Genomic DNA, 21,736 nt, shown 5'->3' on the forward strand with positions numbered 1-21,736 from the left:
CTATTAACAGGAGTCAATCATGTCGGGAAGCAACTTCATCGGCGGCGCCCGCAGCGCCGCTGGCAGCGTGCGCCTGCAGAGTTTCGACGCACGCACGGGCGAGGCCCTGCCGGTAGTCTTCACCCAGGCCACGCCTGATGAGGTGGATGCCGCCGCCCGCGCCGCCGAGCAGGCCTTTGCCGGGTACAACGGCCTGGCGCCGGAGCGTCGCGCGCAGTTCCTGGAGGCCATTGCCGGGCAGCTGGACGCGCTGGGCGAGGCGTTCATCGACACGGTCTGCCGCGAAACCGCATTGCCTGCGGCACGCATCCAGGGCGAACGCAGCCGCACCAGCAACCAGTTGCGCCTGTTCGCCCAGGTGCTGCGCCGCGGCGACTATCTGGGCGCACGCATCGACCGCGCACAGCCCCAGCGCCAGCCGCTGCCGCGCCCGGACCTGCGTCAGTATCGCACCGGCGTCGGCCCGGTGGCGGTGTTCGGCGCCAGCAACTTCCCGCTGGCGTTCTCCACGGCAGGTGGTGATACCGCTGCCGCGCTGGCTGCCGGTTGCCCGGTGGTGGTCAAGGCCCACAGCGGCCACATGGCTACCGCCGAGTACGTCGGTGAGGCCATCCAGCGCGCTGCCGAGGCCACCGGCATGCCGGCCGGGGTGTTCAACATGGTCTATGGCGCTGGCGTGGGAGAAGCGCTGGTGCGCCACCCGGCGATCCAGGCGGTCGGCTTCACCGGCTCGCTCAAGGGCGGCCGGGCCTTGTGCGACCTGGCGGCGGCGCGCCCGCAGCCGATTCCGGTGTTCGCCGAGATGAGCAGCATCAACCCGGTGCTGGTACTGCCAGCAGCGTTGCAGACCAGGGGCGAGCAGGTGGCAGCCGAGCTGGCGGCTTCGGTGGTGCTGGGCTGCGGGCAGTTCTGCACCAACCCGGGCCTGGTCATCGGCATGGCCGGGCCAGCCTTCTCGGCGTTCGTTGCCGCACTGGCTGCACGCATGGCAGACCAGCCGGGGCAGACCATGCTCAATGCTGGCACATTGCGCAGCTATGCCAGCGGAGTGGCGCGCCTGCACCAGCACCCGGGCGTACGCCACCTGGCAGGGCCAGAGCAGAGCGGTGACCAGGCCCATGCGCAGCTGTTCCAGGCCGATGTCAGCTTGCTGCTGGAAGGTGATGAACTGCTGCAGGAAGAAGTCTTCGGCCCGACCACGGTGGTGGTCGAAGTGGCCGACGAAGCCGAACTGCGCCGTGCGCTGGAAGCCTTGCACGGTCAGCTGACCGCCACGCTGATTGCCGAGGCTCAGGACCTGGAGCGGTTTGCAGCGCTGGTGCCGTTGCTTGAACGCAAGGCGGGCCGCCTGCTGGTCAATGGTTACCCGACCGGCGTCGAGGTGAGCGACGCGATGGTGCATGGCGGGCCCTATCCGGCCACGTCCGATGCGCGGGGGACCTCGGTGGGGACCTTGGCCATTGATCGGTTCCTCAGGCCGGTGTGCTACCAGAACTATCCGGATGCCTTGCTGCCGGAGGCCTTGAGGAGCGCCAATCCGCTGGGGCTATTGCGCCTGGTCGATGGTGAGTACAGCCGGGAAGCCTTGGTTTAAGGCTGCTGGCCCTTTCGTGGGCGAGCCCGCTCCCACAGGATTTGCGCTTGCCCTGAAATTTGCGCTTTGACTGTGTGAGCCAGCTTGCCGGCGATCGGCCCTTGCAGACAAACGAGCAAGACGCCGCAGCCTGTGAGAGGATGTCCACCACCCCAGCCAGGACCCCGAACGCAGCCTGATGAAGACACCAAAACGAATCGAACCACTGATCGAAGACGGCCTGGTCGACGAAGTACTGCGGCCGTTGATGAGCGGCAAGGAAGCGGCCGTCTACGTGGTGCGCTGCGGTGCCCAGGTACGCTGCGCCAAGGTCTACAAGGAGGCCAACAAGCGCAGCTTCCGCCAGGCCGCCGAATACCAGGAGGGCCGCAAGGTCCGCAACAGCCGCCAGGCCCGGGCCATGGCCAAGGGCAGCAAGTACGGCCGCAAAGAGGCCGAAGACGCCTGGCAGAACGCTGAAGTGGCGGCGTTGTTCCGCCTGGCCGGTGCCGGTGTGCGCGTGCCCAAGCCCTACGACTTCCAGGACGGTGTGCTGCTGATGGAACTGGTGACCGACGCCGATGGCGACGCCGCTCCACGGCTGAACGACGTGCACCTCGAAGCCGAAGAGGCCCGTGAATACCATGCCTTTGTCATCCGCCAGATCGTGCTGATGCTCTGCACCGGTCTGGTGCATGGTGACCTGTCCGAATTCAACGTGCTGCTTGGCCCTGACGGCCCGGTGATCATCGACCTGCCACAGGCGGTGGATGCGGCGGGCAACAACCATGCGTTCAGCATGCTGCACCGGGACGTGGCGAACATGGCGCATTACTTCGGGCGCTTTGCCCCGGAGCTTAAAGCCACCCGTTACGCCGATGAGATGTGGGCGTTGTACGAAGCCGGCGAACTGCGCCCGGACAGCCCGCTGAGCGGGCAGTTCGAGGAAGACGACGAGGCGGCCGACGTAGCCGGGGTGATGCGTGAGATCGATGCCACCCTGCGCGATGAAGCCCGCCGCCGAGCGGCGCGGGATGAGGCTGAGCATGGGCCGGCCAAGGCTGAAGAGCCGACGCCGCCGTGGATGCAATAACGGCCTGACCGCGCGTGCTGCTCTTTTCAGGGCTGCGGCTTCATCTAAGTATGGAGCGGCCCTGAAGAGATGTATAACTTCCTACTTTGCCAGTAATAAATTCCTACGCACTATTCTCACTGTTCCGAGTAGCGATGGGTTTGCTTGGATTATTCCTACAGCATAAGTCTGAACTATGTAGGACTATTGTCGTTTAATCAGGCGCTAACATTCGCCCATGTTCTATTGCACATGGAGTGGATAAGTGTCCGATCTATCTGAAACCGGTGAGCACCACTCAATTGACAGCGGCCTGGCCTGCCTGGTGATGCTGGCGCGGTATCACGACGTAGCGGTTTCTCCCGAGCAACTGAGTCATGAGTTTGCAACCGATGGCAAGCCATTTTCAGTTGCCCAGATGCTGCAGGCATTCCAGCATTTTTGCCTGAAAGCCAAACATCGATGCACTGACCTGAAGCGTCTGGCACACATGCCGCTGCCAGCCATCGCGATGGACCGACAAGGTGGTTGTTTCATCATCGCCCGGGTCGAGGGCGAGCACGTGCTGGTGCAAGACCCTCGAGTGTGTACGCCGCAAACCTGGTCGCTGGCTGAGCTCGGACAGCGGTGGGCCGGGGAGCTGATTCTGGTTCGCTCAGACGCTCCATTGCCTCGGGGCCTTGAACGTTTTGACCTGACTTGGTTCATCCCGGCAGTGGTCAAACATAGAAAGTTGCTCGGCGAGGTATTGCTGGTTTCATTCATCATTCAGGTCCTCGCACTGCTGACGCCGTTGTTTTTCCAGGTGGTGATGGACAAAGTTCTGGTCCACCGGGGCCTTACCACGTTGGATGTCATCGCACTGGGCCTTTTGGCTGTATTGATATTCGAAAGTCTGCTCAGTGGTTTGCGTGCCTATGTATCGGCGCATACCGCTTCGCGCATCGATGTCGAACTCGGTGCCAAGTTGTTTCAGCACTTGATAGCACTGCCGATCGCCTATTTTCAGGCACGGCGAGTGGGGGATTCGGTTGCCCGCGTGCGGGAGCTGGAGAACATCCGAAGTTTCCTCACCAGTAACAGCATCACGTTACTGTTGGATGTGTTGTTCGTCGCGGTATTCATTGTGGTGATGTGGCTTTACAGCGGTTGGCTGACGCTGCTGGTCATCGCTTCCCTGCCGCTTTACTTGCTGATATCGGTGTTGGTCACCCCTGTGTTGCGTGCCCGGATCGACCAGAGTTTTCAGCGCGGGGCGGAAAACCAGGCGTTCCTGGTGGAAGCGGTCAATGGCATCGACACGTTGAAAGCCATGGCCGTCGAGCCGCACGTCACGCGTCGCTGGAACCAGCAGCTGGCGGCTTACGTTGCCGCCAGTTTCAAGACCCAGAACCTGTCCAACATCGCCCATGAAACGGTTGCCCTGATCGGCAAACTGGTCACGGTCGGCACCTTGTGGCTGGGTGCGCGGCTGGTCATCGAAGGGCAGCTTACGGTTGGCGAGCTTATTGCCTTCAACATGCTCGCCGGCCGTGTGGCGCAGCCGATCATGCGTCTGGCGCAGTTGTGGACCAGCTTTCAGCAGACCGGTATCTCGATCCAGCGGCTGGGCGACATTCTCAACAACCGTACCGAGGTCAGCCAGGGCGCGCAGTTGCCTGTGCTGAAAGGGCGGATCGAACTCGATCGGGTGTGCTTCCGTTACCGCCCCGGTGGCAACGAAATCCTGCGTGACGTCAGCCTGAGGATCATCCCTGGCGAGGTGATCGGCATCGTCGGCAAGTCAGGTTCCGGCAAGAGCACCTTGACCCGTTTGATCCAGCGGATGCACTCGCCGGAGAGAGGCCGGGTACTGCTCGATGGGGCTGACCTGGCACTGGCCGATGTCACGTCGCTGCGACGGCAGATCGGTGTGGTGCTGCAAGAGAACATGCTGTTCCGGCGCACCGTGCGCGAGAACATCGCGTTGGCCAACCCAGCAGCTTCCCTTGAGGAGGTCATTGCAGCGGCGACGCTGGCGGGCGCACATGAATTCATCCTCGAACTGCCTGACGGCTATGAAACGCTGGTTGGCGAGCACGGCGCCAGCCTGTCGGGTGGCCAGCGGCAACGGATCGCGATCGCACGTGCGCTGATGGGCGACCCGCGCATCCTCATCCTGGACGAAGCCACCAGCGCGCTGGATTACGAGTCCGAGCGGATCATCCAGCAGAACATGGCGCGCATCTGCGCCCAACGCACGGTGATCATCATCGCCCACCGGCTTTCTGCCGTGCGCCATGCAGACCGCATCGTGGTCATGGAGCGCGGGCAGATCATCGAGCAGGGCGCTCACGATGAACTGCTGGGCAACCCGCAAGGCGCCTATGCCTACCTGCATCGGTTGCAGCAGGGGGCGGCAGCATGAGGGCGCCGATCCTCGACCTGCTGGAGCGTTACCGCGAGGCTTGGCGCCACGCCTGGAGGCGCCGCCGCGCCATGCAGGGTGCGCCACGGGAGCCCGATGAGCTGGCGTTTCTGCCCGCAGCGCTGGCCTTGCAGGAAACCCCGGTGCATCCGCTGCCGCGCCGCCTGCAATGGAGCCTGCTGGCACTCATAGCGCTGGCCTTGCTGTGGGCCTGCGTAGGCGAAATCGATGTAGTCGCCAGTGCCGAGGGCAGGATCGTGCCCAGTGGCAGGAGCAAGGTGATCCAGGCCAGTGAGGTCGCAGTGGTGCAGGCGATTCATGTAGTGGACGGCCAAACCGTTGCCAAGGGCGACCTGCTGGTCGAGCTCGAAGGGCAGCTGACCGCCGCCGACATCAAGCGCCTGAACAGCGAGCTGTTGGCAGCCCGGATCGACCTGGCTCGCGCCGCTACCTTGCTCGAAGCACTCGATGGCAACACCGCGCCGGCCTCCCTGTCGCCACGCATTCCCCAGGCCACGGCAGCACAGCAAGCGGCCGCGCAACGCTGGCTGCAAGGGCAGTACCAGGAACTGCGCACCTCGTTGCAACAGGCCGATGCCGAAATCGCCCAGCGCGGCGCAGAGATCCGCTCGGCACAAGCCCGCGCCGATGCGCTGCAGCAATTGCTGCTAATCACCCGCCAGCTCACGGCTGACTACCAGCAGCTGTTCAGCGAGTCGGCGGTCGCCAAGCACACCTACCTGGAGAAGGAACAGGGCCGCCTGGAGCAGGAGCGCGAGCTGGCCACTCAACGTTCACGCATCGAAGAACTGGGCGCTGCCCGTCTGGCGGCCCAGCACCGCCGCGAAGGCGTTATCGCCCAACTGCGCCGGGCCATGCTCGACCTGCATGCCGAGGCTGAACGGCAGATCGCGACCCTGAGCCAGGAGCTGTACAAGGCCGAACAACGCCACCGTCTCAGGGCACTGTCTTCCCCGGTCGACGGCACGGTGCAGCAATTGGCCATCCATACCCAGGGCGGCGTTGTGACGCCGGCGCAAACATTGATGGTGATTGTGCCGAGTGATCAGCCGGTTGAAGTGGAAGTGCAGGTCGAGAACAAGGATATCGGCTTTGTTCGGGCGGGGCAGGCGGTGGAAGTGAAAGTGGAGACGTTCACGTTTACCAAGTATGGCGTGGTGCCGGGGGTTGTTCAGAGTGTTTCCAATGATGCGGTTGAGGATGAACGGCGGGGGTGGGTTTATAACGCTCGGATTCAACTGGGATTAAGTACTTTGCGAGTTGGGGATAAGGATATGCCGCTTGCTCCGGGGATGGCGGTGCGTGCTGAGCTGATTATTGATAAGCGCAGGGTGATTAGTTATTTCCTGAGTCCGTTGCAGCGGCATGTTAAGGAAAGCTTGGGGGAGCGATGACCACATTCAAGGTGCTTGCTATTTGGTTGTATAGGTTCGTTTGGTCGGTCTTGAGAATTTTCAGCGGCTTGCTGTTGCTAATTCCTGCGGTCGTCTTCGTTGCGCATATTGCGGATCGCATAGAGCGGAGCACCACCAGCACTTACGTTCCGCCCGACCCAATCGTCTGCGGAAAAATGGCGGGAATGGTATATGAATTTCCGAGAGTGTACTTCCCATTTTGGCCTGAATATGAAGAGAAAAGCTCGTTTGATCCGGACTTTATTAATAACAAGAGAGGCTGCGATGCCAACCTTCGCTCGGTCTTCTTGGCAATGGCTTGGCCCACGTTAGAACCGGCGAAGGATCGACTTATTTTTGAGCAAGGGCTAGAGCATGAGGGCCTACTTGTCGCAATTTCCCCGATCTTCGCCAAGGAGGGTGACTTACGTCTCGGACGTGATTATTTGCTGAGCAGGCTCAATCATGAAGTTGGTAAGGGATTTACATATGACGAGTGGCTGAAACTTTATCTGGTGGAGGGCGAGGACAAGCTTCTGGGTGGGAAAAGGAAACGAGTCTATTGGAGTGAGGATTCGGGCGAAATCACTTCGGTGATCGAATGCCTTTGGCGTCCGCGAGAGCCAAATTTTTATACTTGTGAAATGACTTTTGTAGTTTTTGGGCAGTTGTATGTAAAGGCTAGAATGCTTCCTGGAAAGTTGGTGCAGTGGCCGAAGATACGGTTGGCGCTGGAAGTGTTTATCAATAAAAGTAGAACAAGAGGTGGCGTATGACTGGTTTGCTTATGGAAGATGTGAAGCGCGCTCGTGAGCTCTTTGAATCTCAGGGCGTGGGTGATATGTATGATTATCTAGCGAGTAGGGGGGATCGATACGCTGTTCTTGCGAACGGTGTTGCAAAGGGGGAGTCATTGGCAGGTATTATCGCGATTGATTTTATGAGGCGTACTGAGCGAGATGCTGGTCGGCTCATGCAAGATGCCGATGTCGAAACGGTTCGGCTCAAAATGGCCGAGGCCTATCTAGGCTTGTTAGATAGAAAAGTCGAGGAAGGGACGATAGGTGTTCAAGCAAATCATAAGGAAGTGTGGGACTTTCATACTGAGGTTTTTGAAAGTCTGGGGCGGTCGAGAGATGCTTGGACGCTGAATACCATTTTTGAATTAAAAGATCCGAAAGCCCGCGATGGATATTGGGAAATGGTGTTGGACGCGGCAGGTAAGCCGGTTGCTGAATTGAAGTTGGCAGCTAGTACTGATATGCAAATTTCATATGCTACAGCGATGGCCCCGGTGGAATTACGCGCCCAGGCAAGATCCTGGTTGTCGAGGATTGACTCACCTGAAGGTATCACGTCCATTGTATTGGGCTTGGGGACCGTCACGTTGAATGGCATTCAAAGCGTGATTTCCGAGGTGATACCAGCCGATGAGCCCGCACCTCCCCAATCCATCCAGATCGAAATCACCCCAACCACCGAATCCCGCCGCGACCTGCAAGGCCAGGACGACATCCGCAACGATGTTTCCGCCGGCTACGTCAACCGCCGCCTGACCCACAGCATCGCCTTCACCGACAACACCCTGAACAACACCGACTTCACCTCCGCCCAGCTGGGCAGCCTGGCCACAGGCGGCATTCGCCCCGGCGAGCTGCAACTGGACCCCAACGTCCGCCCCAACCAGCACCTTGCCCAGTTCTATCAGGACGCCACTGACCAGCCCGACTTCAGCCTGCGCAACGCCGCCGTCCTCAACGGGCTGGCCGCCATGACCACGGTCAACACCTTCGTCGACCCGCTGCTTTTCGACCTCAGCGGCCAAGGCGCAGGGCTGACCGACATCGAGGACGCGGTGCTGTTCGATGTCGACAACAGCGGCCAGCTGCGGCGCACGGGCTGGGCCGATCGCCAGACCGGGATGCTGGTGCACGACGACGGCAGTGGCCAGGTCGTCAGCATCCGCCAGCTGTTCTCTGAATACTTCGGCGGCCAGCCGGGCAGCAATGGTGCCCCGGGCGAGTCGCCGTTCAAGGATGGTTTCGCCGCACTGGCCAGTGTCGATGCCAATGCCGATGGCTTGATTACTGCTGACGATGCGGCGTGGGCACAGCTGAAGCTTTGGGTCGATGCCAACCACGACGGCCGTGCCGATGCCGGTGAACTCAGGGCGCTGCCGGAACATGGCATCACGCAGATCGACCTGCGCCAGGTTCAGCCGGTGAACGAGGTGCGTCAGGGCAACGAAGTCATCTCCCGCGGCACGTTCGTGACCAATGGCGTGGAGCGTGAAGTGCTGGCGGTGAAGTACCTCGCCGACACCGTCGGTAACCTCGTCGAGCAGCAAGACGGCGCCACCATGCTGACTTCCATCAGCGGAGCGACCTCGCGCCGTTCCTACATCAGCAACAGCCCGCAAGGCGCCGAGCTCGATGCCGCCGCGCTGGGTGTGGATACCGTGCAGGGCGGGGCCGGTGACGATGTGCTCAAGGCCGCCCCAGGCGGCAGCTGGCTGGTTGGCGGCGGTGGCAGCAACACCTATGTGGGCGGCGCCGGTGATGATGTGCTGGTGATCAGCGCCGCTGACCAGTTGGCGAACATCCGTGGCAACGGCGGGCGTGACACTGCCCTGATCGTCGGCGAGCAGGGTGTTGGCCTGAACATGGCCGAAGCCGGGCTGACCATTGCCCAGGGCGGGCGTGGCAAGGACGTCATCGTCAGTGGCGGGCAGCGCGGTGTTTTCATCAAGGGCGGATCGGGTGACAGCCTGCTGATCGGTGGCGGCGGCAACGATGTGCTGGTTGGCGGCGCGGGCCGCAACACCATCATCGGCGGCACGGGCAAGGCAGTTATCTATGCCGGCCACAATGGCGACCGCATTCAGGCTTCGGCCGCAGGCAGCATCATCCATGCCGGCGGCGGTGCAGATCAGATCACGGGCGGTGCGGCGGACGACGTCATCGAGGCCGGGCGCGGCAATGCCACCATTGACGGCGCAGGCGGGGTCAACCTGGTCACCCTGCATGGTAATCACGATGAGTACCTGATTACCCGTACGGCGACCGGCTACCAGGTCAGCGATCGCCAGGCCGAGCGCGACGGCAGCCTTACCCTGAGCAATGTTCAGAAACTCAGTTTCGCCGATATCGCGGCGGTCGACCTGCAGGGCCTCGGCGCACTGCCGATTGGCGATACGCTTGCCCCGGAACAGATGGCAGCATTCACCACCACGCCAACCGCCCTGGTCATTCCTGCCTCGGTGCTGCTGGCCAATGACCAGCCACTCAATAGCAGTGGCCCGCTGCGGATTGCCTCGGTCGGCGACGGCAAGGGCGCGACCGTTCGGCTCAATGAGCAGGGTGATGTCGAAGTTACGCCGTTGCCTGGCCATGACGCGGATGTGACCTTCCGCTACGACCTCGTCGATGCTGCCGGCAACCCATCAGTGGGCGTGACAGAGGTAAACAGCGGCGTATCGGCCCCCTTGCGCGCCACGGTGACCTTGCGTCACGAGAAGTCGCCTGTCGATCCGTTGGCATCGCGTCAGTGGTACCTCAATGAGATCGATGTTCAGCCGATCTGGCGTGATTTCTCGGGCAAAGGCGTGAGGATCGGCCAGTTCGAGCCCGGGGGTGAATTTGCTGTTGCGCCGGAGATCTTCGACATCCAGCACCCGGACCTGCAAGCCAATATCGACCCCATCTGGCTACAGACCCTGCGCAGCAATGGCACGCTTCCGGCCCTGGCTTCCAATCATGCGACGCAAGTGGCGGGGGTCATGGTCGGTGCGCGCAATGATCAAGGCGGCATTGGCATTGCCTACGATGCGAAACTCGGTGGGCACTACCTGGCCAACAAAGGCGATGACCTGACCAACCTGGGGCAGATGGTCAATTACGACATCGCCAACCACAGCTGGGGCTTCAAGACCGATTTCGCCATCGGCAATGTGCCCGAAGGCAGGGTCGACACGTCCCTGGCGCTGGCCTTCAGCGCAACGCTGGCGGCCACCAACGGGCGCGGCGGACTGGGCACCGTCATCGTCACCTCGGGCGGCAACCAGCGAGAACAGGGCGGCAGCGCGCAGGGTTCGCTGATCAACAACAGCCGTCACGCCATCGAAGTGGCGGCCGTCAATGCCAAGGCAGACCTCTCGGTACTGCAAGTGGCCAGTGCACCATTCTCCAACCCCGGTTCGAGCCTGCTGGTGGCGGCGCCGGGTAGCCATGTGCTGTCCAGCGGCATCAACCTGGAGGCCGAGCGTGGCGCCAGGGTTGGCAGTGCCTATGGCACGACCCAGGGCACCAGCTTCGCCGCGCCGATCGTCTCCGGTGTGGTGGCGTTGATGCTGCAAGCCAACCCCGGGCTTGGCTACCGGGATGTACAGCAGATTCTGGCGTTATCCGCACGCAAGGTCGATGACCCGGCGACCGTCTGGCGCGACAACGGGGGGACCAACTGGAATAGCGGTGGCATGCGCGCCAGCCATGACTACGGCTTCGGCATGATCGACGCTCGTGCCGCCGTGCGCCTGGCCGAGTCGTGGGCCGGCCAGGCGAGCAAGGCCAACGAGCAGCAACTGGCGGCCGGCAGCGAAGCGCTTGCGCAGGTGATTGCGCCGGGACAGGTCAGCACATTCGCCCTGAACATGCCGGCTGGGGTGCTGGTAGAACACGTCGAAGTCGATGTGCATTCGCAGGTTGGCCGCCTCGGCGACATGACCGTCACGCTGATATCGCCTGGCGGAACGCGCAGTGTGCTGCTGGACCGCGCTGGCAAGGCACCGGGCTCGGCCGATGACGAACAGGGCAATCCACGCTCAGGCGAATTCAAGTACGGCTTCATGTCGACCCATCATCGCGGTGAACGCTCGGTCGGCGAGTGGCAGCTGGAAGTCAGCAATGCCGGCAACGGACTGCCACTGACGCTTGATCGCTGGGCATTGCGCGTCGTGGGTAGCCCCAGCAATGCCAACGATGTCTATTACTACACCAATGATTACGCCGATGCCGTGGCCCATAACGCTGCGCGCGGCGCGCTGGACGATGCGCTCAACGGCACTGCAGGCGGTCGCAATACCCTCAATGCCGCTGCGCTCAGCCGCAGTATTTCGGTCGATCTGCTCAGTGGCATCGCCAGCATTGGCGGGTCCCCACTCACCATCGCACCTGGTGCGGTGCACAACTTGATCGGTGGCGACGGTGACGACACCCTCATCGCCGGGGCGGATGGTGCATGGCTCGATGGCGGACGCGGTTACAACCTGCTCAAAGGCGGCAGCGGTACTGATCGCTATGTCATTCACAAGCGTGCGGACGGCCGTGATGAACTCGAACAGTTCGAGCGCTCCCGAGAGGTCGTCGATCTGATTGGTTTTGGCAAAAAGGCCTTTACCGATTTGCAACTGAGCCAGGATGGCGCTGCTGCCGTAGTTGATCTGGGTAATGGGCAGACCCTGCGCTTTGCGCAACAGGCTGTCGCAGAACTGCAGCCGAGCAACTTCCGCTTCCTGGACACGCTGATTGCTGCGCCGGGCTATTTCGACGGTAGCCCTGAAGGGCAAGTGCAGGAGCCTTCCAGCGGTACCGTGCTGCTCAGTGGCGGTTCAGGAGGGGTGTCACTGACATCGGATGCCTCGGGGCAACTTGTCGCGTCGTTGACAGGCACGATCTATGGCCCGGCAAGTGTCGCTCCCAGTGTCTTCGTGGTGGGAAAACAGGACGGTGTGACCAACTACTGGAATACGGTGCGTGGCTTCCGGCACGGTATCGACAAGATCGATCTGAGCCAGACCGGCATCAGCCGCTACGAAGACTTGCTGCTCACCAAGGACGCGCGCTTCCAGTTGAATGGTTTTGCCCAGATACACGGTGTGACGGTGGCGGGGCAGGGCAACATGGTCAAGCTGCTGTATCTGGATGCGCTGGAGCTGGCCCAGGTAACGGCCGACGATTTCATCTTCGCCCCGCCAGCTGCGGCGGGCTTGCCCGCCATGGCACCCGCAGCGCTACCCAACCTTGCCAACCTGGTTGATGCCATGGTGGCGTTCGCCCCGGAGGCAGCCAGTACCGGGCTGCTTGCCGAGGCGCCCACGCAGCGCTGGGACTCGACTATTGCCGTCGCGGCATGATTCAGCTCAAGCGCTGGGCGGCACAACCCGCGAAAGGGCCGGTACGGGCAAAATACGGCTGTTGCCTTTGATGCAAGGCAGTATCTCGTCATCTGGCCTTTTCACTGACGCTCGACAGGCATAAGGTATACGCCGTTAAAAATGCCCTGGAGCTGTCATGTCCAACCGTTTCCCTTCCGTTCGTCCCCGCCGCCTGCGCCAGAACGAATCCCTGCGCACGATCTTCCAGGAAACCGAATTCCGCCTGGAAGACTTGATCTTGCCGATCTTCGTCGAGGAAGGCATCGATGATTTCGTGCCGATCACCAGCATGCCGGGTGTCAACCGCATTCCGGAAAAACTGCTGGCCCAGGAAATCGAGCGTTATGCCCGCGCCGGCATCAAGTCGGTGATGACCTTTGGCGTGTCGCACAACCTGGACGCCACCGGCAGCGACACCTGGAACGAGAACGGCCTGGTCGCGCGCATGTCGCGGATCTGCAAGGACACCGTGCCGGAAATGGTCGTGATGTCCGACACCTGCTTCTGCGAATACACCAGCCACGGCCACTGCGGCGTGCTGCACGACCATGGCGTGGACAACGACGCCACCCTGGCCAACCTGGGCAAGCAGGCGGTCATCGCCGCCGCTGCCGGTGCCGACTTCATCGCCCCGTCGGCGGCGATGGACGGCCAGGTGCAGGCCATCCGTAGCGCCCTGGACGGTGCCGGCTTCCACGACACCGCGATCATGGCCTATTCCACCAAGTTCGCCTCGTCGCTCTATGGCCCGTTCCGTGAAGCAGGCGGTACCGCGCTCAAGGGCGACCGCAAGAGCTACCAGATGAACCCGATGAACCGCCGCGAAGCGGTGCGTGAGTCGCTGCTCGACGAGCAGGAAGGGGCCGATGTGCTGATGGTCAAGCCGGCCGGCGCCTACCTCGACGTGATCGCTGACATCCGCGCCGCCTCGCGCCTGCCGCTGGCGGCATATCAGGTGAGCGGCGAGTACGCGATGATCAAGTTCGGCGGCCTGGCCGGTGCCATCGACGAAGGCCGGGTGGTGCGTGAAAGCCTCGGCGCGATCAAGCGTGCCGGTGCCGACCTGATCCTGACCTATTTCGCCATGGACCTGGCCCGCGAAGGGATCTGATCGTTGCCCAAGCGCCGCTTTTCAGCGGCGCTTCACCTGTTCGCAGAGCGCTGGCGCAGGAAAAAAGCAGTAAGCGCTGAATTATTTAGTGTCCCGTTGTATCAGATCCCATAGAGCTATCAGCAACAGGGAAACGGGCATGAAATCTCGCAAGAAAAGCGTCCAGCCAATCGGCCTCAAGGACATCACCATCGTCGACGACGCCAAGATGCGCAAGGCGATCACCGCCGCCGCACTGGGCAACGCCATGGAGTGGTTCGATTTCGGTGTGTACGGCTTCGTCGCCTATGCACTGGGCAAAGTATTTTTCCCCAATGCCAACCCCAGCGTGCAGATGATCGCGGCACTGGCCACGTTCTCGGTGCCGTTCCTCATCCGCCCGTTGGGTGGGCTGTTCTTCGGCGCCCTGGGCGACCGCTTCGGGCGGCAGAAGATCCTCGCCGCGACCATCGTGATCATGTCGCTGAGCACCTTCGCCATTGGCCTGATACCGTCCTATGCCTCGATCGGCATCTGGGCACCGATCCTGCTGTTGCTGGCGAAGATGGCCCAAGGCTTCTCGGTGGGCGGCGAGTACACCGGGGCATCGATCTTCGTCGCCGAGTACGCCCCGGACCGCAAGCGCGGTTTCCTCGGTAGCTGGCTGGACTTCGGCTCGATTGCCGGCTTCGTGCTGGGGGCGGGTGTGGTGGTGCTGATCAACACCGTCGTCGGTGAAGAGAAGTTCCTCGAATGGGGCTGGCGCCTGCCGTTCTTCCTGGCCTTGCCGCTGGGCATCATCGGCCTCTACCTGCGCCACGCGCTGGAGGAGACCCCGGCGTTCCAGCAGCACGTGGACAAGCTCGAACAGGGTGACCGCGAGGGGCTGGCCTCGGGCCCGAAGGTGTCGTTCAAGGAGGTTGCCACCCAGCACTGGCGCAGCCTGGTGACCTGCATCGGCGTGGTGATCGCCACCAACGTCACCTACTACATGCTGCTCACCTATATGCCCAGCTACCTGTCACACAACCTGCACTACAGCGAAGACCACGGCGTGCTGATCATCATCGCGATCATGGTCGGCATGCTCTTTGTGCAGCCGATCATCGGCCTGATGAGCGATAAGTACGGCCGCCGCCCATTTATCGTGGTGGGCAGTGTCGGGCTGTTCGCCCTGGCCATTCCGGCGTTCATGCTGATCAACAGCGGCGCGCTCGGGCTGATCTTCTCTGGCCTGCTGATCATCGCTGTGCTGCTGAACTTCTTCATCGGTGTGATGGCCTCGACCTTGCCGGCGATGTTCCCCACGCACATCCGCTACAGCGCCCTGGCCAGCGCCTTCAACATCTCGGTGCTGATCGCCGGTCTGACCCCGACCCTCGCCGCCTGGCTGGTGGAAAGCAGCGGCAACCTGTACATGCCAGCGTATTATCTGATGGTGATTGCCCTGATCGGCCTGGCCACCGGCCTGACCATGAAGGAAACCGCCAACAAGCCGCTGCGGGGGGCAGCACCCGCGGCGTCGGACATCGAAGAAGCGCGCGAACTGCTGCAAGAGCACCACGACAACATCGAGCAGAAGATCGAAGACATCGACGCGCAGATCGCCGAGCTCGAGGCCAAGCGCCAACTGCTGGCGCAGCAGCACCCGCGCATCGACTGAGGCTCAGCGTGGCATGTAGCCGCGCTGCCACGAGCGTGGAATGAACCGCGACACCAGCGCCAGCAGGCAGGCCAGGGCGCAACTGGCCGCCATCGCCTGCAAGCCCAGGTGCTGTTGCAGCCAGGCGCCGAGGGCGGCGCCCAGCAGCATGCCGGCCCAGGGCACCAGTTGCACCCGCCAGCCGTTGCGCCGCTCGCCCAGCAGCCAGCGGCCCAGGCCGCGGCCGAAGCGCGACAGGGCGCCGGTGACGTAGGTCAGGCCGATGGGCAGGCCGTTCACCTGCTCCACCACCGCATTGATCATGCCCATGGCCAGGGTGGCGGCCAGCAGCGCCGGGAACGTCGCTGCAAACGGCCACAACGCGGCGCAGGCAAGCAGTGCCGCGACCACCAGCAACACCGGCCAGGCCCGGCGCCGGAAACCGCGGGCCAGCAGCACGCCCAGCGCATTGCCGGCGACGAAGCCCAGTACGGCGCCGCTCAGGCGCAGCACCATGGCCAGGTCTGCCTCACTGATGGCCACGGCCAGGCGCGTGGTGTTGCCGCTCATGAACGAGACGAAATCGCCCAACGCCAGCAGGCCGATGGCATCGGTCATGCCGGCCAGCACCGACAGCCCGGCCACCAGGCCAAGGCCGACGCGGCCACGCAGGACTTGCAGGCGCAGGCGCCTGGCCGTGCGCGCGGGGAGGGTGTTGGGTAGCATGGGCGGGCTTCAGCGCGGCATTTCGCGGGCGAGGGTGCTCTTGATCGTGCGCTCCACCACGTCCACCAGCACCATGGTCTGGTGGTCCACCTCGATGTTCAGCAACTCGCCGGCCTGGTAGCGGGCGAAGGTGGTCTGGCGCAGGGTTTCCGGGATCAGGTTGATGGTCACCACGTTGTCGTCGACGTCAGCGACGGTCAGGCTGCAGCCGTTGACCCCGATGAAACCGCGTGGGAACACGTACTTGCCCCATTGCGGGGGCATGCGGAAGGTGATGAAGGCGCCGGTTTCCTTGATCGACAGTTCGACGACCTCGGCAGTGGTGGCGATGTGGCCGGCCATCAGGTGGCCGCCGACTTCGGCGTTCATTTTCGCCGAACGCTCGATGTTCACGCCCTGGCCAGCCTTGAAGCAGCGCAGGTTGGTGCGTTCGAGGGTGGCGGTCATGGCGTCGAACTTCACCTGGGTGCCGTCGATTTCGGTAACCGACAGGCAGGTGCCCTCGACACTGACGCTCGCACCAATCTTCAGCTCGTCGAGCAGCTCCGGGGTGAGGTCGATGGTGAACTGGTTGTGGCCCGGGTAGGTGGTCACATCAAGGAGAGGGCGAACGGCCTGGACGATGCCGGTGTACATGGAGTTGCTCCTGGGCACAGAGAGGGAAAACATCAGGAAGCTATGCCCATGGCGCTGCAAATGCAAGTTGCCGTACTGGCCTCAGACATGCCCACTGCTGTTCACAATCCTCAAGCACAGTGCCTCGTAAGGGTCCAGGTTGACAGTCAGCCGGCCATCCTCGGTCAGGTCGCCTTCGACCGTCTCGTTGATCATGTCCACCACTGGCCCTGGGGTGAAGCCGGTCAATTGCAGTTCCTCGACAATCACCTCATGGCCGAAGTTCAAGGCACTGATCTGGATGCCACGCCCGGCCGGCAGCTCATGCACCATCACCAGCAGGCCCGGGCTGCTGACATCGGGCACCAGCACCTGGCGGCTGGTGGCGATGCCATAGGCCTGGCGCACGGCCAGCAGCTTCTTCACCTGGCTGGCGAACGACTCGGGGTTGTCCAGCTGGCTGTCGAGGCTGCCATACAGCGAGCGGGCGCGCGGCATCCCGCGTACCGAGGCTTGTGCCTGTGGGGCAAGGCCGGCCAGGTCGTAGCCGCCCCGGTGGATCCAGCGGGTATCACCGTCAACCATGCGCTCGGCTACCGCCTCGGCCGGCAGCGGCAGGGCGCCGACCAGGTCCCAGCCGGACAGCGCGACCACGCCCGGTTGCATGGCGTTGTACATCACCAGCAGCAAATGCATCTTCTGGATCAGCGCGATGTCCGCCGGGCTGATCTGTTCGAGGTCGCGAATGCCCAGCGCCGCGGTGATCAGGCTGGCGGTGGTGCAGGCAATGCCGTTGGTGACGAAGCGCAGGTTGTACGGTGCATGCTCACCCGACAGCCGCTCGTAGATTTCCTCGCGGATGTGCTCGCGCAGAATGCCGCCGGGCAAGGTCTGGCCCTTGTACAGGTACATGTCATGGGCGTGCAGGGTCCAGAAGTGCACCAGCTCGACGGTCAGTTCGTCGTGGTTCTGCAGGGCGTGAATCAGCGACGCCGGGTCGATGCCGAAGGTGTGCATCTCCTTGAGCATCAGGCGCAGGAACTCGGTGTCGCCGGTCAGCAGGGCATGCTGGCAGGCGGGGCGGGTGATGAAGTCGTAGGACAGGTCGGCACCGCCCTTGGACATTTGCGCGATGTCGTCGAGGGTCAGGTTGAGCTCCTGGAAACTGAAGCCGCCGGCCTTGCGGATCATGCCGCCGATCAGCTGGTTGCCGACGATCGACAGCGGGTGGCTCTCGGACCAGGCGCTGCCGCTGGCGCGGGTTTCCACGCCGAGAAAGCCGTTGGCATCCAGGCGCAGGCCGCGGGCCCCCAAGCAGTCCAGCGCGTGCAGGGCGTCGCCGATGATCATCTGCTGGGCGGCGAAGCTGGGGTCGAGCCAGTTCAGTGACGGCTGGCCTTCCTTGAAATAGTGCAGGTACACCCAGCGCCGGGTCTTGCCGTCGACCCCGGTGATCGGCGCGGTGGCGCTCCAGTCGGTTTCCTTGACCCCGGGCTCGAAGAAGATCACCCGCTGCAACTGGCCGACGATGTAGTGGCGCAGCTTGAGCTCGTCGCACAGTGCCGGCGCCAGGTTGACCGCATCGCGGCCCTCGGGCACGTCAGGCAGCAGCGGCCAGTCTTCCTCGCGGATCTCGACCATGTGGTAGAGCCCGGGGTAGGCACCGTGGGCCAGTTCGGCCAGGCGAAAGTCGGCGCCCTTGCCGGTGTGCGACGGGATCAAGTCGTCGATGGTCACGGCATTGTGCGCGGCGGCCAGGCGGCTCATCTGTACCAGTTCCTGCTCGTTGCCGTAGAGCGGGTCGATGTCGAAGCTGATGCGGTCGAAGTTGCCGTCGATGCTCGGGGTGAAGTCACGCCCGCGCACGCCGCCAGACTGCTTGATCGGGCCGGTGTGGATGCCCTGCACGCCGATCTCCGACAGGCGCTTCCACAGCGTTTCGTGACCGAGGGCGGCGAGCACCGAGCAGCCTTCGGGCGCGATGATCGCGTCGGGGTAGACCGTCAGCCACACCGAGGCGATCTCGGTGGCGCGGCGTGGCTGCGCTTCGGCGTAGGGATTCTGCCACAGGCGTGACTGGCCGGAGTACAGGCGGGCCCGTTCCTGCGAAGCCTTCAGCATCGAGCGGTCTTCAAGCCATTTGAGGTATGACGGGTCGGGCTGGGTCATTTCGCGTCCTCTTAGCGTGGCGGCACCGGCCAAGGTTATGACGGCATGGCGAGCGGATCGTTCGGCTTGAGGCTAGCGTTGCCTGCAATCAATCATCTTTGCGCGCCTCGCTCAACAGCTGGTCAATCCGCCCGGCAAACCGCTGCAGCGCCGGCAGGTACTTCACCACCGCCTGTTCGATACTCATCGCCTTGGCCACATACACCAGGTTCAGGCACCCCAGCAGCCGCCCACCAGAGTGCAAGGGCACGGCGATCGAGGCGATCTTCTCTTCCTGGTTCCAGGCCATGAAATTCTCCGCATAGCCCCGGTGGCGCACCTTGCGCAGCAGATTGTCGAGCGTCACAGGGTCACGCGCCAAGCGGTATTCGGGCCCTTCACGGCTTGCCAGCAGAGCGATGATCTGTTCGCGCTCGGCGTCGTCGCAAAACGCCAGGTAGGCCTGCCCGGTAGCCGTCTCCAGTAGCGGCAGGCGGCGCCCGACCATGGAGCGGTGGAATGACAGCCGGCTGAAGCGGTGGGTGGTTTCACGCACCACCATGGCATCCACATCCAGGGTACTGATGTCGGTCGGCCACACCACCTCCTGCAACAGCTCGGCGAGCAATGGCGCCGCCGTGGCGCTGATCCACTGCTCATCGCGAAACCCTTCGCTCAATTCGCGCACCTTGAGTGCCAGGCGGAAGCTGTCGTCGGACTCGCTGCGACGCACGTAGCCGTCCTCCTGCAGGGTCTCAAGCAGGCGCCGCACGGTGGTGCGGTGCAGGCCGGTGAGTTCGGCCAGGCGGGTCGGGCTGGCGCCGCCGTCCAGGCGGTTGAGGGCATTGAGCAAGGCCAGGCCGCGGCTCAGCCCGCGCACGCTCTTGTACTCGGAGACTCGGTCTTTGTTCATAAAAAGCCTTATAAAACAACGATGTGCACCAAGTGCACAGCAGGGCGGTTTTTCATTGTAGGGCAGTCCGCAGCATTCCTATACTCGCCACAACAACTACAAATGCCCTGACAGGGGAATACACCATGCGCCATGCCTGCCTGCCGTCCTTACCCGTTGCCTGCGCCTGCCCACATCCAAGCGTAGCGCCGCGCCGCTAATACCCGTACCAGCCAAAACGCCCATTCAACTGCCTTGTGCCTGCCTGCGCGAGGGCGGTAGCGGCTTGCCTGGAGTTACCGGGAGCGCCGTCGGGCCGTGTCGAGGATTACCGCAATGAACACGTCACATTCAGATCACCTTCAGGCCGACTACACCGCTGACGTGGTGGTCATCGGTGCCGGCCCGGTAGGGCTGGCGATCGCCAATTACCTGGGCCAGGCCGGCGTGCAGGTGCTGCAGATCGAGAAGCTCGACCAGCTGATCGACTACCCCCGCGCCATCGGCATCGACGACGAGTCGCTGCGCACCGTGCAGGCCATCGGCCTGGTCGAGCAAGTGCTGCCGCACACCACGCCGTGGCACGCCATGCGCTTCCTGACGCCCAAGGGCCGTTGCTTTGCCGACATCCAGCCGATGACCGACGAATTTGGCTGGTCGCGGCGCAATGCCTTCATCCAGCCGCAGGTCGATGCCGTGCTGTACCAGGGTCTGGCGCGCTTTGCCAATGTACGCACGCTGTTCTCCCGCGATGTGGTCGAGTTTCAGCAGGACGAGCAGGGCGTGAGCCTGCGCATGAACGGCCCTGAAGGTCGGCAGGAGACGGTGCGTGGTCGTTACCTGGTGGCCTGTGACGGCGGCAACAGCCTGATCCGCCGCTCTCTGGATATTGCCTTCGAAGGCAAAACCGCGCCCAACCAGTGGATCGTCATCGACATCGCCAACGACCCGCTGGGCACGCCAAACGTGTACTTGTGCTGCGACCCGGTGCGCCCGTACGTATCGGCCGCGTTGCCCCACGGCGTGCGGCGTTTCGAGTTCATGGTGATGCCAGGCGAGACCGAGGCGCAGCTGAGCCAGCCGGAGAACCTGCGCAAGTTGCTGGCCAAGGTGCTGCCGGACCCGGACCGGGTCGAGCTGATCCGCAAGCGCGTGTACACGCACAATGCCCGCCTGGCCGGCCAGTTCCGGGTCAAGCGGGTGCTGCTGGCCGGCGATGCCGCGCACATCATGCCGGTGTGGCAGGGCCAGGGTTACAACAGCGGCATGCGCGATGCCAGCAACCTCGGCTGGAAGCTGGCGCTTGTGGCCAAGGGCTTGGCCGGCGAGGCGCTGCTCGACACCTACGAGCAGGAACGGCGCGACCATGCCAAGGCGATGATCGACCTGTCGGTGCTTGCCGGCCACGTGCTGGCGCCGCCCAAGCGTTGGCAGGGCATCCTGCGTGATGGCGTGTCGTGGGCGTTGAACTACCTGCCGGCGGTCAAGCGCTACTTCCTGGAAATGCGCTTCAAACCCATGCCGCAATACGCCAAAGGCGCATTGGTGGCCGAGCCGAACAACAAGGCCACGCCGGTCGGGCGCATGTTCATCCAGCCCAAGGTGGTCACCGAAGCGGGTGAGACGCGCCTGCTCGACGATGTGATCGGCAGCAATTTCGCCTTCATCGCCTGGGGCAACGACCCACTGTGGGGCCTGAGTGCCGAGCAGGTGCAGGCCTGGCGTGCACTGGGGGCCTGCTTCATCCAGGTACTGCCCCAGGTGCAGCTCAAGGCCGGGCGCGAAGTGCCGGATGGGGTGATTCGCGTGGGCGACTGCAGTGGCCGCCTCAAGGAATGGTTCGGTCGCCACCCGGTGTCTATCGTGCTGCTGCGCCCGGACCGTTTCGTAGGTGCGGTGGCCATTCCGCAAACCGTCGGCCAGGCCAGCGACGCGCTGTTGCAGGCGCTGGACGCTCGCCCTCAAACCACCCAGCAGGCGCCGTTGGCGTCCAAGGTGGCCTGAG

At 63.1% G+C, this 21,736-nt stretch carries 13 protein-coding genes; 9 read left to right on the forward strand and 4 right to left on the reverse strand.

The features are described 5' to 3' along the window. The first annotated feature begins 19 nt into the window (after positions 1-19). The 8 genes from ACOKS3_RS12500 to proP all read left to right on the forward strand — a co-directional run bounded on the left by ACOKS3_RS12500 (position 20) and on the right by proP (position 15,371). The gene (locus ACOKS3_RS12500) at positions 20-1,594 is read left to right on the forward strand and encodes an aldehyde dehydrogenase (NADP(+)) (RefSeq protein WP_422763111.1); all 1,575 of its coding nucleotides are present in this window, start codon (positions 20-22) and stop codon (positions 1,592-1,594) included. Between the two features lie 178 nt (positions 1,595-1,772). Next, entirely contained in the window at positions 1,773-2,666 is an 894-nt protein-coding gene (locus ACOKS3_RS12505) for a PA4780 family RIO1-like protein kinase (RefSeq protein ID WP_103447006.1), read from the forward strand. A 244-nt stretch (positions 2,667-2,910) separates the two neighbouring features. Beyond that, the gene (locus ACOKS3_RS12510) at positions 2,911-5,052 is read left to right on the forward strand and encodes a type I secretion system permease/ATPase (protein ID WP_422763112.1); all 2,142 of its coding nucleotides are present in this window, start codon (positions 2,911-2,913) and stop codon (positions 5,050-5,052) included. Further along, a complete protein-coding gene (locus ACOKS3_RS12515) occupies positions 5,049-6,467 on the forward strand; it encodes an HlyD family type I secretion periplasmic adaptor subunit (RefSeq protein ID WP_422763113.1) in 1,419 nt (472 codons plus the stop codon). The genes ACOKS3_RS12510 and ACOKS3_RS12515 overlap by 4 nt, the downstream gene beginning before the upstream one ends. Continuing rightward, complete coding sequence (locus ACOKS3_RS12520; protein ID WP_422763114.1) at positions 6,464-7,243, forward strand: hypothetical protein; 780 nt, start codon at positions 6,464-6,466, stop codon at positions 7,241-7,243. The genes ACOKS3_RS12515 and ACOKS3_RS12520 overlap by 4 nt, the downstream gene beginning before the upstream one ends. A 509-nt stretch (positions 7,244-7,752) precedes the next feature. Continuing rightward, positions 7,753-12,597 carry a S8 family serine peptidase gene (locus ACOKS3_RS12525; RefSeq protein ID WP_422763212.1) on the forward strand — a complete coding sequence of 1,615 codons (4,845 nt, stop codon included), beginning with the start codon at positions 7,753-7,755 and terminating at the stop codon, positions 12,595-12,597. Between the two features lie 157 nt (positions 12,598-12,754). After that, entirely contained in the window at positions 12,755-13,729 is a 975-nt protein-coding gene (gene hemB / locus ACOKS3_RS12530; RefSeq protein ID WP_422763115.1) for a porphobilinogen synthase, read from the forward strand. A gap of 139 nt (positions 13,730-13,868) precedes the next feature. Continuing rightward, the gene (proP, locus tag ACOKS3_RS12535) at positions 13,869-15,371 is read left to right on the forward strand and encodes a glycine betaine/L-proline transporter ProP (RefSeq protein ID WP_422763116.1); all 1,503 of its coding nucleotides are present in this window, start codon (positions 13,869-13,871) and stop codon (positions 15,369-15,371) included. Positions 15,372-15,374: 3 nt separating this feature from the next. Here the strand turns inward: proP and ACOKS3_RS12540 are convergent, their stop codons facing one another. The 4 genes from ACOKS3_RS12540 to ACOKS3_RS12555 all read right to left on the reverse strand — a co-directional run bounded on the left by ACOKS3_RS12540 (position 15,375) and on the right by ACOKS3_RS12555 (position 19,752). After that, entirely contained in the window at positions 15,375-16,076 is a 702-nt protein-coding gene (locus ACOKS3_RS12540; protein WP_103447009.1) for a YoaK family protein, read from the reverse strand. Between the two features lie 9 nt (positions 16,077-16,085). Then, complete coding sequence (locus tag ACOKS3_RS12545; RefSeq protein WP_103447010.1) at positions 16,086-16,712, reverse strand: riboflavin synthase subunit alpha; 627 nt, start codon at positions 16,710-16,712, stop codon at positions 16,086-16,088. 81 nt (positions 16,713-16,793) lie between these two features. Further along, positions 16,794-18,860, reverse strand: coding sequence for a maltose alpha-D-glucosyltransferase (gene treS, locus ACOKS3_RS12550; RefSeq protein ID WP_422763117.1), 2,067 nt, complete (start codon positions 18,858-18,860; stop codon positions 16,794-16,796). Between the two features lie 88 nt (positions 18,861-18,948). After that, complete coding sequence (locus ACOKS3_RS12555; RefSeq protein WP_422763118.1) at positions 18,949-19,752, reverse strand: DNA-binding transcriptional regulator; 804 nt, start codon at positions 19,750-19,752, stop codon at positions 18,949-18,951. Positions 19,753-20,067: 315 nt separating this feature from the next. On the opposite strand from ACOKS3_RS12555, the gene ACOKS3_RS12560 reads away from it, so the two are divergent. Next, complete coding sequence (locus tag ACOKS3_RS12560) at positions 20,068-21,735, forward strand: bifunctional 3-(3-hydroxy-phenyl)propionate/3-hydroxycinnamic acid hydroxylase (RefSeq protein WP_422763119.1); 1,668 nt, start codon at positions 20,068-20,070, stop codon at positions 21,733-21,735. The last annotated feature ends 1 nt before the right edge of the window (position 21,736 follow it).

It is taken from the genome of Pseudomonas sp. HS6-2, assembly GCF_049325675.2.
GTDB classification, from domain to species: domain Bacteria; phylum Pseudomonadota; class Gammaproteobacteria; order Pseudomonadales; family Pseudomonadaceae; genus Aquipseudomonas; species Aquipseudomonas putida_N.

Coding starts and splice junctions, on each gene's coding strand:
- ACOKS3_RS12500 (WP_422763111.1), top strand. CDS start 20: ATGTCGGGAAGCAACTTCATCGGCGGCGCCCGCAGCGCCGCTGGCAGC.
- ACOKS3_RS12505 (WP_103447006.1), top strand. CDS start 1,773: ATGAAGACACCAAAACGAATCGAACCACTGATCGAAGACGGCCTGGTC.
- ACOKS3_RS12515 (WP_422763113.1), top strand. CDS start 5,049: ATGAGGGCGCCGATCCTCGACCTGCTGGAGCGTTACCGCGAGGCTTGG.
- ACOKS3_RS12520 (WP_422763114.1), top strand. CDS start 6,464: ATGACCACATTCAAGGTGCTTGCTATTTGGTTGTATAGGTTCGTTTGG.
- ACOKS3_RS12525 (WP_422763212.1), top strand. CDS start 7,753: ATGGCCCCGGTGGAATTACGCGCCCAGGCAAGATCCTGGTTGTCGAGG.
- hemB (WP_422763115.1), top strand. CDS start 12,755: ATGTCCAACCGTTTCCCTTCCGTTCGTCCCCGCCGCCTGCGCCAGAAC.
- proP (WP_422763116.1), top strand. CDS start 13,869: ATGAAATCTCGCAAGAAAAGCGTCCAGCCAATCGGCCTCAAGGACATC.
- ACOKS3_RS12540 (WP_103447009.1), bottom strand. CDS start 16,076: ATGCTACCCAACACCCTCCCCGCGCGCACGGCCAGGCGCCTGCGCCTG.
- ACOKS3_RS12545 (WP_103447010.1), bottom strand. CDS start 16,712: ATGTACACCGGCATCGTCCAGGCCGTTCGCCCTCTCCTTGATGTGACC.
- treS (WP_422763117.1), bottom strand. CDS start 18,860: ATGACCCAGCCCGACCCGTCATACCTCAAATGGCTTGAAGACCGCTCG.
- ACOKS3_RS12555 (WP_422763118.1), bottom strand. CDS start 19,752: ATGAACAAAGACCGAGTCTCCGAGTACAAGAGCGTGCGCGGGCTGAGC.
- ACOKS3_RS12560 (WP_422763119.1), top strand. CDS start 20,068: ATGAACACGTCACATTCAGATCACCTTCAGGCCGACTACACCGCTGAC.